Source organism: Thiofaba sp. EF100, assembly GCF_039822285.1.
In the GTDB taxonomy this organism is placed as follows: domain Bacteria; phylum Pseudomonadota; class Gammaproteobacteria; order Halothiobacillales; family Halothiobacillaceae; genus Thiofaba.
This window is the reverse complement of record NZ_JBAJEY010000004.1, coordinates 40,345-54,065: the sequence shown is the minus strand read 5'-3', so window position 1 is coordinate 54,065 and position 13,721 is coordinate 40,345. Positions and strand designations below refer to the sequence as shown.

Annotated in this window: 12 protein-coding genes; 1 reads left to right on the top strand and 11 read right to left on the bottom strand. The window is 66.0% G+C overall.

What is annotated here, in order from left to right; translation table 11 throughout:
* Positions 1-633: 633 nt before the first annotated feature.
* The 6 genes from V6D91_RS08200 to ssb all read right to left on the bottom strand — a co-directional run bounded on the left by V6D91_RS08200 (position 634) and on the right by ssb (position 5,361).
* Positions 634-1,041 (bottom strand): RidA family protein, encoded by a 408-nt coding sequence (locus V6D91_RS08200; protein ID WP_347319429.1) that lies wholly within the window; start codon positions 1,039-1,041, stop codon positions 634-636.
* Positions 1,042-1,124: 83 nt separating this feature from the next.
* Entirely contained in the window at positions 1,125-3,242 is a 2,118-nt protein-coding gene (gene spoT, locus V6D91_RS08195) for a bifunctional GTP diphosphokinase/guanosine-3',5'-bis pyrophosphate 3'-pyrophosphohydrolase (RefSeq protein WP_347319725.1), read from the bottom strand.
* Positions 3,243-3,313: 71 nt separating this feature from the next.
* Positions 3,314-3,631, bottom strand: a complete 318-nt coding sequence (rpoZ, locus tag V6D91_RS08190; protein ID WP_347319427.1) for a DNA-directed RNA polymerase subunit omega — start codon at positions 3,629-3,631, stop codon at positions 3,314-3,316.
* Positions 3,632-3,688: 57 nt separating this feature from the next.
* Positions 3,689-4,300: a guanylate kinase gene (gene gmk / locus V6D91_RS08185; protein WP_347319425.1), complete on the bottom strand. Its 612-nt coding sequence runs from the start codon at positions 4,298-4,300 to the stop codon at positions 3,689-3,691.
* Positions 4,301-4,351: 51 nt separating this feature from the next.
* The gene (locus V6D91_RS08180) at positions 4,352-4,813 is read right to left on the bottom strand and encodes a glycine zipper 2TM domain-containing protein (protein ID WP_347319423.1); all 462 of its coding nucleotides are present in this window, start codon (positions 4,811-4,813) and stop codon (positions 4,352-4,354) included.
* Positions 4,814-4,875: 62 nt separating this feature from the next.
* On the bottom strand, positions 4,876-5,361 hold the full coding sequence (gene ssb, locus V6D91_RS08175) for a single-stranded DNA-binding protein (RefSeq protein WP_347319421.1): 486 nt from the start codon (positions 5,359-5,361) through the stop codon (positions 4,876-4,878).
* A 95-nt stretch (positions 5,362-5,456) separates the two neighbouring features.
* Between ssb and uvrA the strand changes: the two genes are divergently transcribed.
* Positions 5,457-8,288 carry an excinuclease ABC subunit UvrA gene (gene uvrA, locus V6D91_RS08170; protein ID WP_347319419.1) on the top strand — a complete coding sequence of 944 codons (2,832 nt, stop codon included), beginning with the start codon at positions 5,457-5,459 and terminating at the stop codon, positions 8,286-8,288.
* Positions 8,289-8,415: 127 nt separating this feature from the next.
* Here uvrA and V6D91_RS08165 read toward each other — a convergent pair whose 3' ends face one another.
* Genes V6D91_RS08165 through V6D91_RS08145 form a run of 5 tightly spaced genes read right to left on the bottom strand, consistent with a single transcriptional unit; the run spans position 8,416 to position 13,718 of the window.
* The gene (locus V6D91_RS08165) at positions 8,416-9,321 is read right to left on the bottom strand and encodes a tetratricopeptide repeat protein (protein ID WP_347319417.1); all 906 of its coding nucleotides are present in this window, start codon (positions 9,319-9,321) and stop codon (positions 8,416-8,418) included.
* Between the two features lies 1 nt (position 9,322).
* Positions 9,323-10,354 (bottom strand): tetratricopeptide repeat protein, encoded by a 1,032-nt coding sequence (locus V6D91_RS08160; protein ID WP_347319415.1) that lies wholly within the window; start codon positions 10,352-10,354, stop codon positions 9,323-9,325.
* Between the two features lie 26 nt (positions 10,355-10,380).
* Complete coding sequence (locus V6D91_RS08155; RefSeq protein ID WP_347319413.1) at positions 10,381-11,373, bottom strand: type II secretion system F family protein; 993 nt, start codon at positions 11,371-11,373, stop codon at positions 10,381-10,383.
* A gap of 12 nt (positions 11,374-11,385) precedes the next feature.
* Positions 11,386-12,375: a type II secretion system F family protein gene (locus V6D91_RS08150; RefSeq protein WP_347319411.1), complete on the bottom strand. Its 990-nt coding sequence runs from the start codon at positions 12,373-12,375 to the stop codon at positions 11,386-11,388.
* 8 nt (positions 12,376-12,383) lie between these two features.
* Positions 12,384-13,718 (bottom strand): CpaF family protein, encoded by a 1,335-nt coding sequence (locus V6D91_RS08145; RefSeq protein ID WP_347319409.1) that lies wholly within the window; start codon positions 13,716-13,718, stop codon positions 12,384-12,386.
* Positions 13,719-13,721 lie beyond the last annotated feature (3 nt).

Genomic DNA, 13,721 nt, shown 5'->3' with positions numbered 1-13,721 from the left:
TTTCTGGACAGAAAGGAGCGGTGCGCCCCTCTCCCTCTGGGAGAGGGGGTGGGGGTGAGGGCGGTCTCCCCCTCGGCCGCGCCGTGACGAGCCCGAGCAGAGGGAGGTCAAATGGCCATGGATGGCCATTTGAGGTCCGTCGCCACAGGAAGTGGCGTCGGACCGGCATCCCGGAGCCGGGTTCGGCACGGGCACCCCGAAGGGGCGCGGTCGCGGGGCGTCCTTCTTTTCGCCCCTTTTCTTGGACGAGCAAGAAAAGGGGCTCGCCCGCCTCAACGAGCGATTCTACGAAGTCCAAACCTTGGGGGCGGGCGAAATGAAACCTTCAAAGGTGATTTGAACGTCCTTTCCCTCAGCTATGCTGGGTGATTTCGCCCGCTTCACGACCGGCACTCCGAGTCTCCGCAAGTGCGGGCGGGCGAGTGGCTTTCTTTGGTTTGCCCAAAGAAAGCCCCCCCGCGGGAGCGCCCTTCGGGCAAGCCATGGCCGGGGCCGCTCCGACCGGGCCGCCCCGCCTCCACAACCCCGTCCATGGCGCCCCCCAAAGGGGGGCAGCCCCTCACCCCCAATCCCTCTCCCTGAGGGAGAGGGGGGGCTACCTGTCCAGAAAACCTTGGTTTTGTAAACAACCTCTCAGGGCATCACATCCGCCGCCCGCCCACCGAGCACCATGACCCCATCTGCCTCGACGCGCGCGCTGCGCGGCAAGCTGGCTACCCCCACGGCGGCACGGGCCGGATAGGGCTGGGCGAAGTACTCGGCCATGATGGCATTGACGGTGGCAAAATGGCCAAGATCCGTCAGGAAGACGTTGAGCTTCACCACATCGTTCAGCGAACCGCCCGCGGCCTCGCACACCGCTCGCAGGTTCTTGAAGACCTGGTGGATTTCGTCCTCGATGGAGTCCTGCATCATCTGCATGGTCGCCGGGTCCAGGGCGATCTGGCCGGAGAGATAGACCGTGTCGTGCACGCGCACGGCCTGGGAGTAGGTGCCGATGGCCGCCGGGGCCTTGTCGGTGTGGATGGTGATGCGGGACATCGCGGCTTCCTCATGGTTGTTCGTCCAACGAGGATAAACCGGAAGCCGGGTTCCGTGTAGGAGGCGCCTTCGGCCCCCACCATTCAGGTGCGCCAAACCTTGAGGATGCCCGGCTCGCGCTTGAGGCGGCGCATGATGTGGGCGAGATGGATGCGGTCGCGCACGCGCACCAGGAAGGTGATGACGGTGACATTGTGGTCGCGGTCATCGAAACGCACGTCGTCGATGTCCGCCGAAAGTTCGGCGATGGCGCCCGCCATGCGCGCAAGGCCGCCGCGCAGGTTCTTGGCGTTGATGCCAATCTCGGCCTGGTACTCGCCGCTCACCTCGGCCGCCCACTCCACCGGCAGCCACTTCTCCGGCTGGCTCGCCAGCTCGGCGGTGTTCTTACACTGGCGACGGTGGACCACGATACCGCGCCCGGTGCTGGCGAAGCCGACCACCTCATCGCCCGGAAGCGGGTGGCAGCACTTGGCGAAGCTGACCACCATGCCTTCGGCACCACTCAATACCAGCGGCGGATGCGCCCCGTTGCGGCTCTCGCCCCCCCGCGCCTCACCCTCTGCGGTGAGCCAGTGGGCCACCAGAGAGGCCAACCGGTTACCGAGGCCGACCTCGCGGTACAGCTCGTCGAGGCTGGCATGATGGTACTCGGCCACACATGCCGAAAGCCGCTCGGGCGGGATGCGGGCCAGTTCCGAACCGAACTGGTTGAGCGCCTTGTCCAGCAGACGGCGCCCCAGCTGCACAGCCTCCTCCTCGCGCATCCCCTTGAGGAAACCGCGGATGTGGGTGCGCGCCCGGGCGGTGACAACGAAGCTGAGCCAGTTCGGGTTCGGGGTGGCGCCGGGGGCGGTGATGATCTCCACCGTCTGGCCGTTGTGGAGGGTGCTCGAGAGTGGGGCGAACTGGCGGTCGATCTTGCACGCGACGCAGGTGTTGCCCACGCCGGTGTGCACCGCGTAGGCGAAGTCGACCGGCGTGGCCCCGCGCGGCAACTCCATGATCTCGCCCATCGGGGTGAAGACATAGACCTCGTCCGGGAAGAGGTCGACCTTCACGCTCTCGAGGAATTCCTGCGGGTTGCCGGCCTGGCGCTGGATCTCCAAGAGCTCGCGCAGCCACTCGCGGGCCCGCGCCTGGGTGGTACTGCTGGCGTCGCCGGTGGCCTTGTACAGCCAGTGGGCGGCGATGCCGCTCTCGGCGAACTGGTGCATCTCGCGGGTGCGGATCTGCACCTCGAGCGGAATGCCGTGCGGACCGAACAGCACCGTGTGCAAGGACTGGTAGCCGTTCGCCTTGGGGATCGCGACGTAGTCTTTGAACCGCCCAGGCAGGGGCTTGTACAGGTTGTGCGCCACCCCAAGCACGCGGTAGGCGGTATCAACGTTCTCCACCACGATGCGCACGGCGAAGACGTCGAACACCTCCTCGAACGGGAGGTGCTTCTGCACCATCTTGCGGTAGATGCTGTAGAGCCGCTTCTCGCGCGCCTGGACCTCGGCGCGGATGCCCTCCTCCGCCAGACGGGCGTTGAAGGCGTCCTCGATCTTCTGCATCACCTCGCGGCGGTTGCCGCGCGCCTTGCGCACCGCCGCCTCGAGCACGCGGTAGCGCAGCGGATGCATGGCCTGAAAGCCGAGATCCTCCAGTTCATGACGCAGGCTGTTGAGGCCGAGGCGCTGGGCGATCGGGGTGTAGATCTCGAGCGTCTCCCGGGCGATGCGGCGGCGTTTGTCCGGCCGCATCACCCCCAGAGTACGCATGTTGTGCAGGCGGTCCGCGAGCTTGATGAGGATGACCCGCACATCCTCCACCATCGCCATCATCATCTTGCGGAAGTTGGCCGCCTGCTGCTCGGCCTTGGACTTGAAGCGGATCTGGTCGAGCTTGCTCACCCCGTCGACCAGGTGCGCGACCTCGTCGCCATATTCGGCGGCGATCTGATCCCGCGCGGTCGGAGTGTCCTCGATCACATCGTGCAGCAGGGCCGCGATGATGGTCTTCTCGTCCAGCCTCAGGTCGGCAAGGATCCCCGCCACCGCCACCGGGTGGGTGATGTAAGGCTCGCCGGAGACACGCAGCTGCCCCTCGTGGGCCTCTCTTGCGAAGGCATAGGCCTGCGCCACCCGCTCGATGCAGGCGGGCTCCATGTACTCGCTGAGGGCTTGCTCCAGGGGGGCGAAAATGGCATCCCCCATGCCCGGCGCCTGATCAACGACGTGCATGGGGGATGCAGCGGGCTGCGGCCTGGCCTCGGCCACGGCGGAACTTAGTCCTCGCTGGCCGCGAGACGCGGCTTGGCGGTGTCCTCGTCCTCGCCGCGGAATTCGCTCAGTTCATCACGGATCTCGAAGTCGGAGATGCGCGAGCGAATCGGCTGATGGACATGGACCTCATCCAGAACGGCCTGGGTGACCTTACCCTCGGCGATCTCGCGCAGGGCGATCACGGTCGGCTTGTCGCGCTCGGGATCGACCAGCGGCTGGGCACCGGCCTCGATCTGGCGAGCGCGCTTGGCGGCCATTACCACCAGTTGAAAGCGGTTGTCGACGTCTTTCAGGCAGTCTTCGACAGTCACGCGTGCCATGGGAATTCTCCGATCGTCAAATGTGCAAACCGCACATTGTATAGAAAATCATCGACCTCAGGCCAGAAGGTCCTGGATCAGGGTTGCATGCCTCGCCTGCGCGCGGGCCAGGCGCAGGCGCTCGGCGCGGAAGATACAGGCCAGCTCATGCAGGGCCTCGTCGAACACGTCGTTGACCACCACGTAGTCGAACTCGTCGTAGTGCCGCATCTCAGTCACCGCGTCACGCATGCGGCGGGCGATGACTTCCTCGCCATCCTGGCCGCGGTCGCGCAGGCGCGCCTCCAGCACCGCGCGCGCCGGGGGCAGGATGAAGATGCCACGCGCCTCGGGGAACAGGGTGCGCACCTGCCGTGCCCCCTGCCAGTCGATCTCGAGGATCACGTCCTGCCCGGCGGCGAGCCCCGTCTCCACCGCCACCTTCGAGGTGCCGTAGTAGTTGTCGAACACGCGCGCATGTTCGAGGAAGTCACCATGCTCGACCATGCGCTCGAAGGTCGCATGGTCGACGAAGTGGTAGTGCACCCCATCCACCTCCCCCGGGCGCATGGCGCGGGTGGTGTGGGAGACGGACACGGCGAGGCCCGGCAGGGTCTCGCGCAGGGCCTTCACCAGGCTGGTCTTGCCCGCCCCGGAGGGGGCGGAGATGACGTAGAGCTGTCCTCGCATATCTCTCTCGAACGTTGATCCAGCCAGCCCAGGGCAGCGAGTCTGGCCGACTCAGTAAGTCACACGGGTGGTGCCATCGCGGCCGTACAGCACCCGCACCCGATCGCCCGGACGGAACTGCACGTCGGCGGCCTGGACCACAGCGATGGTGCGACCGGAATCCAGCCGCACCGTGATCTCCAGCCCGTCCTGGCGGGTGATGCCCTCCTCGGCCGCCGCCCCCGCCATGCCACCGATAATCGCCCCGGCCAGGGCGCCCACGGTGCGGGTGGTGCTGCCGGAGCCGATGCCCGACCCCGCCACGCCGCCCGCAATGGCCCCCGCCCCGGTGCCAATGTTGCTCTTGGTGCCCTCAATGGCGACCACCCGCACCGCCTCGACGCGGCCGTATTCCACCTCCTGCGCCACCCGCGCCTGATCGCGCGAATAAGCGCCACCGGACAGGCTGGACGCGCAGCCGGAAAGGACGGCCACTGCCACAACGGCCATAAGACTCGCGACCACTCGGTTCATATCGATACTCCGCAAGAGGTATGTTGCAAGTTTAGATGCCGAACGCGGCCCGGGGTTCGGGCTTAGAAGGGGATGTCGTCCTCGTCGAACCCTCCACCCCAACCGCTGTCCTGCGGGGCGGGCTGGCGGGAATCCTGCTGCGGGCGGGACGGCGCCTGACGCGGCGCCGCGCTGCGCTGCGGGGCGTCGAAGCCGCTGTCGCTGCTCATGCCACCGCGGCCACCCAGCATCTGCATGTCGTTGGCGACGATCTCGGTGCTGTACTGGTCGCGGCCTTCCTTGTCCTGCCACTTGCGGGTGCGCAGGGAGCCCTCGATGTAGACCTGCTGGCCCTTGCGCAGGTACTCGGCACCGATCTCGGCCAGCTTGCCGAACAGCACCACGCGGTGCCATTCGGTGCGCTCCTGCTTCTCACCGCTCTTGTCGGTCCAGTTCTCGCTCGTGGCGATGCGCAGGTTGGTCACCGCGCCACCGCTCGGCATGTAACGGGTCTCCGGGTCCGCGCCCAGGTTGCCCACCAGAATCACCTTGTTCACGCCACGCGCCATGCCTTCTCTCCCGAAATGCGCCCCTTGAAACTGCGGGGTGCTTGCCTAGTCAACGCGTTATATTAACCGACTTCACCCGCTGCCAGTGGCCTTTCATGAGCACGCATCTGATTCGCATACGCGGTGCCCGCACCCACAACCTCAAAAACATCGATCTCGACCTGCCACGCGAGAAACTGATCGTGTTCACCGGCCTGTCGGGTTCGGGCAAATCCTCGCTCGCCTTCGACACGATCTTCGCCGAGGGACAGCGCCGCTATGTGGAGTCGCTGTCGGCCTACGCGCGTCAGTTCCTGTCGATGATGGACAAACCCGACGTGGACCTGATCGAGGGCCTCTCCCCGGCGATCGCCATCGAGCAGAAGACCACCTCGCACAATCCGCGCTCGACCGTCGGCACGGTCACCGAGATCTACGACTACCTGCGCCTGTTGTTCGCCCGCGCTGGCACGCCCTACTGCCCGGACCATGACCTGCCGCTCGAGGCCCAGACCGTCAGCCAGATGGTCGACCAGGTGCTGGCCCTGCCGGAGGACAGCCGCCTGATGCTGCTCGCCCCCGTGATCCAGGCCCGCAAGGGGGAATACCGCCGCCTGTTCGAGCAGCTGCGCGGCCAGGGCTTTTTGCGCGCGCGGGTCAATGGCGAGGTGGTGGAGCTGGATGCGGTGCCGGAACTGGACCCGAAGGCCAAGCACAGCATCGAGGTGGTGGTGGACCGCTTCAAGGTCCGGCCCGACATGGCCCAGCGCCTGGCGGAATCGTTCGAGACCGCCTTGAACCTCGCCGAGGGCGTGGCCAGGGTGGTGAGCATGGATGCGGGCGGCATCGAGCTCACCTTCTCCGCCCGCCACGCCTGCCCGGTGTGTGGCTTCGCCCTGACCGAACTGGAGCCGCGCCTGTTCTCGTTCAACAACCCGCAGGGCGCCTGCCCGGTGTGCGACGGCATTGGCGTGCAGAGCTTCATGGACCCCGCCAAGGTGGTCGGCCACCCCGAACTCTCCCTCGCCGGCGGCGCGATCCGCGGCTGGGACCGGCGCAATGCCTACTACTACGCCATCATCCAGAGCCTGGCGCGCCACTACGGCTTCGACCCGGAGACCAGCTGGCAGGACCTGCCGCCCAAGGTGCGCGAGGTGATCCTGCACGGCTCGGGCAAAGAGGAAATCGAATTCCACTACCTCGGCGAGCGCGGCGCCACGATCAAGCGCACCCATGTCTTTGAAGGGGTGCTGCCGAACATGCAGCGCCGCTACCGGGAGAGCGACAGCCTGGCGGTGCGCGAGGAACTCGCCAAGTACCTCTCCGAGCAGCCCTGCCCGGCCTGCGAAGGGGCGCGCATCAACCGCACGGCGCGGCATGTGCGGGTGGGCGAGCTGAACCTGCCCGCCATCACCCATCTCCCGGTCGACCAGGCGGCGGACTGGTTCGCCAAACTCGAGCTGCCGGGGCAGAAGGCCGCCATTGCCGAGAAGATCGTGCGCGAGATCCACGCCCGACTGGGCTTTCTGGTCAACGTCGGCCTCAACTACCTCTCGCTGGACCGTAACGCCGACACCCTCTCCGGCGGCGAGGCGCAGCGCATCCGCCTGGCGAGCCAGATCGGCTCGGGGCTGGTCGGCGTCACCTACATCCTGGATGAGCCCTCCATCGGCCTGCACCAGCGCGACAACGACCGCCTGCTGGCCACCCTCACCCGCCTGCGGGATCTCGGCAACACCGTGATCGTGGTCGAGCACGACGAGGATGCCATCCGCAGTGCCGACTTCGTGGTGGACATCGGCCCCGGCGCGGGGGTGCATGGCGGTCAGATCATCGTCGCCGGTACGCCGGAGGAGGTCGCCGCCCGGGAGGATTCGCTGACCGGGGCCTACCTCGCAGGACGCCTCGCCATCCTGCCGCCCGCGCAGACCACCCCCGCCGATCCTGCCAGGATGCTGGTGCTGGAAGGCGCGCGCGGCAACAACCTGAAGGGCGACACCCTGCGCCTGCCCGTGGGGCTGTTCACCTGCATCACTGGCGTCTCCGGCTCCGGCAAATCCACCCTGATCAACGACACCCTCTTCCCGCTCGCCGCGCAACGCCTCAACGGGGCCAGCACCTCCCCCGCGCCGTACACGGCGGTGCACGGGCTCGAGCACTTCGACAAGGTCATCGACATCGACCAGAGCCCCATCGGCCGCACCCCGCGCTCCAACCCCGCGACCTACACCGGCCTGTTCACCCCCATCCGCGAGCTGTTCGCCGGCACGCCCGAGGCGCGCGCACGCGGCTATGGCCCCGGGCGGTTCTCCTTCAACGTGAAGGGCGGCCGCTGCGAGGCCTGCGAGGGCGACGGCGTGCTCAAGGTGGAGATGCACTTTCTGCCCGATGTGTACGTCGAGTGCGAGGTCTGCCGCGGCAAGCGCTACAACCGCGAGACCCTGGACATCCGCTACAAGGGCAAGACCATCGCCGATGTGCTGGAGATGACGGTCGAGGACGGGGTCGCGTTCTTTTCCGCCGTGCCCGCCATTGCCCGCAAGCTGCAGACCCTGCAGGAGGTGGGGCTTGGCTACCTGCGCCTGGGGCAGAACGCCACCACCCTCTCCGGCGGCGAGGCCCAGCGGGTGAAGCTGGCGAAGGAGCTGTCCAAGCGCGACACCGGGCGCACCCTCTACATCCTCGACGAACCCACCACCGGCCTGCACTTCCACGACGTGGCCCAGCTTCTGCGCGTGATCCATACCCTGCGCGATGCCGGCAACACGGTGGTGGTCATCGAGCACAATCTGGACGTGATCAAGACCGCCGACTGGATCGTCGACCTCGGCCCCGAGGGCGGCAAGGGCGGCGGGAGGATCATTGCCGAGGGTACCCCGCGCGAGGTGGCCCGGATGGAACACTCGCACACCGGGCGTTATCTGCGGCGGTTCTTCGAGGCGTCGTAGGACAGGCAGCGGGGATCCGTAGGAGCGCCGCCCCCGGCGCGAACGAACGCCGGTTCATCGGCCCGGGGCGGGCCTCCTACAACGGTGGGAGTCATGGCGAGGCTGCGAGGAGCGATGGTGGCCGAAGCTATGGGGCCGGTCGCGCCTCGCGGGCCTGTTGCCGCGCGCGCTCGAGATTGTCCGCGGCGCGTTGGTAATAGGTGGGACTAAGATCCAGGGCCTTCTCGAAAAAGCGGATCGCCGTCGGCCAATCCTGACGCTGCATCGCCACATAGCCCACGTCGTTGTAGGCCATGGCCGCCTCACGGTCGGTATCACCGCGTAGCAGCTTGAGCGCCTCCTCATAACGCCCCTGCCAGGCGATGGACAGGGCCAGGTTGCCCTTCAGCCGGGGGCTGTCCGGGGCATGACGCAAGGCCTCGCGCAGCACCCTTTCGGCCTCATCGAAGCGGCGGGCGAGGATCAGCGAGTACCCTAGGCTGTTCATGAGGGCCGGATGCGCGGGCATAACCTCTAGAGCCTTGCGGTAGGCCGCCTCCGCTTCTGCATGCGTCCCCGCCCGGTCGGCAAGCAGCCCGAGGGCATGCCATGCCCGCCAGCGCATGGGATCGACGGCCACCGCGCGCTCAAGCATCACCTTCGCTTCCGCAGGTTCACGCAGGCGCATCAGGCTCAAGCCCCGCCCCTCCAGGGCATTGGCATCCCTGTCATTCAGGCGGAGGCGGCGGGCATAGAGAACCTCTGCATCCCGCCATCGCTCCAGACGCATCTCCACGTTGGCCAAGCCCAGCAAGGCCTCGGCCTGGTCGGGCTCCACAGCGAGGATCTCGCGATAACGGCGACCGGCATCGTCCAGGCGCCCTTCCTGCGCGGCCAGCTCAGCCTCATGCAGCCGATCCGGAGTGGTCAGGGCGACGGACGAATTGGAACCATCCTTACCCTCGGGCAGCGTGGCGCAGCCCGTGGCCAGCAGGGCAACGGTCAGCCCGAGGAGCGGAAAGAGCAGGCGCTGTATCGGCAGATGCCCCCCCATCTCAATGGCGCTTCGCTTCGGTCACCATCGCCCTCAGCGCTCCCTCGCGCGGCAGCACGTCGCGGCCGAGGATGACCTTGACATCGGTGCGCCCGGCATCCGCAGCCACCTCGCGCAGCTCGGCATCGACGCCCAGGCGCTCTGCGAGGCGACGGGCAAGCGCCGCCGCTTGCGGGCGATGGAGGATCTGGGTACGCGGATAGCTGAAGCGGTCCGCATTGGTGATGTGCGGCACCTGCTCGCCGAACCTTGCGCGCATCACTTCGCGCACCAAGGCTGCCATGCCGGTGCGACCATTGCCGTTGGACACCTCCAGCGTCAGCCCAGAGGGCTCCTCGGACGGCACAGCGGCAGCGGCTCGGGATTCGCCCGCCACGGAAGCCGGCGATGGAGAGGGTGTCTGCGCAACGGACAGCTGAACGACAGGCTGCTGCACTGCTGGCTGCACTGCTGGCTGCACTGCTGGCTGCACTGCTGGCTGCGGCTGCGGCTGCGGCTGCGGCTGCGGCTGCGGGGATGGGACCGCAGGCTCGGGCGGAGCGGAAGCCGGCTTCGCCAGCAGCCCCTTGTTGGCCTCGGCGTGGACATTCCCCGGTTCGGCCTGAAGGGCCTGATCGAAATAACGTCCGGCCTTCTCCTTCTCCCCCTGCAAAAGGAGGGAATAGCCGATGTTATTGAGGGTCTGGGCCGAGCGCGGATCGATGTCCAGGGCTCGGTGGTAGTACTGCATCGCCACATCGAACCGCCCCAGCCGGTCATAGCAGGCCGCCACGGCATTGAGTGCCTTGATGGAGTTGGGGTGGCGGGCGAGCACCTGTTGGAAAGACTCGAGCGCCAGACCGTAGCGACCTGCAGCGTAATGGGCCAATCCCGCCTCATAGCCGGAACTCATCACCGCCGCATCCCCCTGCACCCGGTAGACGGGACGCACCTCCGTCTGCATGATGGGTTCGCCAGCACAGCCAGCCAGCAGGGAACCCATCACAACGCCCACCGCCGCCAGAAGGGGCCGATTGGAAACTCGTGCGTTCATAGCCTTACTCCTTCCCGGTCGGTGAACTAGCCCCCGAAACCGGTCACAAAGCCCTTGTAGATGCTCACCACCGCCGGCCCGAGCACCACGAGAAAGAGCGCGGGGAAGATAAACAGGATGATCGGGAAGATCAGCTTGACCGGCAGCTTGGCTGCCCTCTCGCGCGCCCGGTCGATCCGCTTGGAGCGCATTTCGGTCGCATGGGTGCGCAGGGCTGCGGCGATGCTGGTGCCAAAATGCTCAGCCTGGATCAACAGCGTGACCAGCGCCTGGACCTCTTCAATGCCCGTGCGCAGGGCAAGCGAACGGAGGGCATCCTCCCGGCTCTTTCCCGCACGCAATTCCAGGCTGACCAACTGGAACTCAATCGCGAGTTCGGGGTGGGCGAAGGCAATCTCCTCCCCCACCCGCTGGATCGCCGCATCCAGCCCCAGCCCCGCCTCGACGCACACCACTAGCATGTCCATCGCGTCTGGAAAGCCTTCGCTGAACTCGAGCTGGCGCTTCTCCCGGCGATGCGCAACGTAAAAGTTGGGCAGATAGAACCCCACCACGGCCGCCAGCACGACCATGGCAATCAAGGTCACCCTGTCGACGGTGCCCAAATACCCCATCACCAGCACCGGAACCAAGGCAAGAAGGGGCAACGCGACGGCCAACAAAAACTTGAAACCGTAGTAATAGGCCACCCCGTTGGGATGCCGGATGCCAGCCTGAATCAGTTTCGTCCGGGTCTCTGAGCGCTTCCAGGCTTCGGAAGGCAGGGCCAGCTTCATGGCCGGTTCCAACCAACGCACTTCGAACCCACCTTCCTGGTGGGGGGTCCGACGGTGTCTTTCGGGCTGCTCGCTCTGACGTTTCACGTAGTCGAGACGCCGCTCAATCGGCGTCGGCCCGCCCATGAGAACGGAGAGAACCCCCATCACCAGAAGCACCGTGGCAAGGAAGGCGAGTATGAGACTCAGCGTGGTCAGCCAGCCCTCGGGCAAACCCGGCATCATGTTGAAAAAATCCTGCATGGCTCCCTCCCCCTACACGCGGAAATTGATCATGCGGCGAACCACAAGGTAGCCCACCAGCATGAGGAACAGCTGGAGCGCAATGACGACCCGCCCGGCCGGCTCGGTGAAGAGGATGGCAAGATAACTCGGATTGAAGATGCTGAGCACGCCGGCCACGAAGAACGGCAAGCCGATCAGGACGCGGGCCGACAGTTTCATTTCCGCTGCCTGGATCTGGATCTCACGGAAGGTCCGCGCACGCGCGCGCATGACCTCGGCAATGCGGTTCAGCACGTCCGCCAGATTGCCGCCCGTCTGTCGCTGGATGATCACGGCGGTAATGAAATAATGCATTTCCTCGCTGCCGGTCCGGTGCCCAAGGTTATGGAGGGCATCCTCGAGGGGAAGACCATAATTCAGCTCGTCGAACGTGATGCCGAACTCTTTGCCCAGAGGATCCGGAATCTCCTGGGCCGCCGCCTTGAGGGAGGCGGAAAAGGGGTTGCCGGCCCGCAGGCTGCGGGCAATGAAGTCCAACGCGTCCGGCAGTTGTTCGGTCAACTTGAGGCGACGCCTGCGCATCCGAGAGACGACATAGAAATGGGGCAGCAGGAAGCCCGCCACCACCGCCACTCCCAGGACCACGGGCATGGGAAGCTTCGATAGCAGCATCCCGGCCGCGAAAAACATGGCCGACAGCATGAACTGAAGGCCCATGTAACGCATGACCGTCAGATCAAGGCCGGACTGCTCCAGCATGTGGTCGACGGCGTGGACGCGGGGCACCATGAGCAGGAGGCGGTTGATCGCGGGCGTTTCACTGAGGAGGCGCTGTTTGATCAGGTGCTTCACCACGTCCTCACCATGCCCCCCTCCTGCGGACAGGTTGCGCAGGCGTTGTTGCACACGCGCCACGCCTTCCTCCTGGACACTTCGCGCCAGAAGGTAGATGCCTTCCACCAGCACGACCACGGCGATGAAGGCGAGGATGGATGCGATGATGACGAGCGTGTTGTCCATGTCGCCCCCTATTGATAGACGCGTTCGGGATCGAACAGGGCGTCATCCAGCACGATGCCGCGCTCGCGGAAGCGCTTGAGCATGATGGGACGGATACCCGTGGCCCGGAACTCGCCGATGACCCGGCCATGCTCGTCCACCGTCTTCTGGTTGAAGCGGAAGATATCCTGCATGTTCACCACCGACTCTTCCATGCCGGTGATCTCGGAGATACTGGTGATGACGCGCCGGCCGTCCATCAGGCGCTCCACGTCGATCAGCAGGTTGAGTGCCGCGGCAATCTGCTGACGCACCACCAGCGGCGGAATGGGGACACCACTCATGCCGACCATGTGCTCGAGGCGGGTGAGCGCATCGCGCGGGCTGTTGGCGTGGATGGTGGTCAGCGAGCCATCATGGCCCGTGTTCATGGCCTGCAGCATGTCCAGTGCCTCAGCACCACGCACCTCGCCGACGATGATGCGGTCGGGGCGCATGCGCAGGGCGTTGCGCACCAGGTCACGCTGGGTGATTTCTCCCTTGCCCTCAATGTTAGGGGGACGGGTCTCCAGGCGCACCACGTGCGGTTGTTGCAGCTGAAGCTCGGCCGAGTCTTCGATGGTGATCACACGCTCGTTGTCCGGGATGAAACCGGAGAGGGCATTGAGCAGTGTGGTCTTACCCGAGCCGGTGCCCCCGGAGATGAGAATATTCACCCGCGCCCTCACCGCCGCACTGATGAATTCGGCCATGCCCGGGGTCAGGGACTTGAACCCCACCAGATCTTTCATGATGTAAGGGTCCACGCTGAACTTGCGGATCGAGAGGATCGGGCCATCGACCGCCGCGGGCGGGATGATCGCGTTCACGCGCGAACCATCCGCCAGACGCGCATCCACCATCGGTGAGGACTCATCGATGCGGCGGCCGACCCCGCTCGCGATCTTGTCGATGATGCGCAGCAGGTGGTCGTCGCTCTGGAAGACGACGTTGGTCTTTTCCAGTTTGCCGCGTCGCTCCACGTACACCTGTTTGTAGGTGTTGACCAGGATGTCGGAGACGGAGGGGTCGGCGAGCAGCGGTTCCAGCGGCCCCAGGCCCAGCACCTCGTCCTGAATCTCGGCGATCAGGCGCGCCCGTTCGGACGCATTGAGCGGAATCGATTCCTCGTCCAGCAGGTCGCGCACGATGTCCCCGATCTGGGCACGCACGACCCCCGCCTCGAGCTGATCGATGATCTTGAGGTTGAGCCGATCCAGCAGGCGGCGATGAATCCGCCCCTTGATCTCCTGCATCTGAGGGGTCGACTCGACCTGCTTGGCTGCGGCCGGCATGGGATTGCTGTTCTGGGAGAACATGGCCATGGC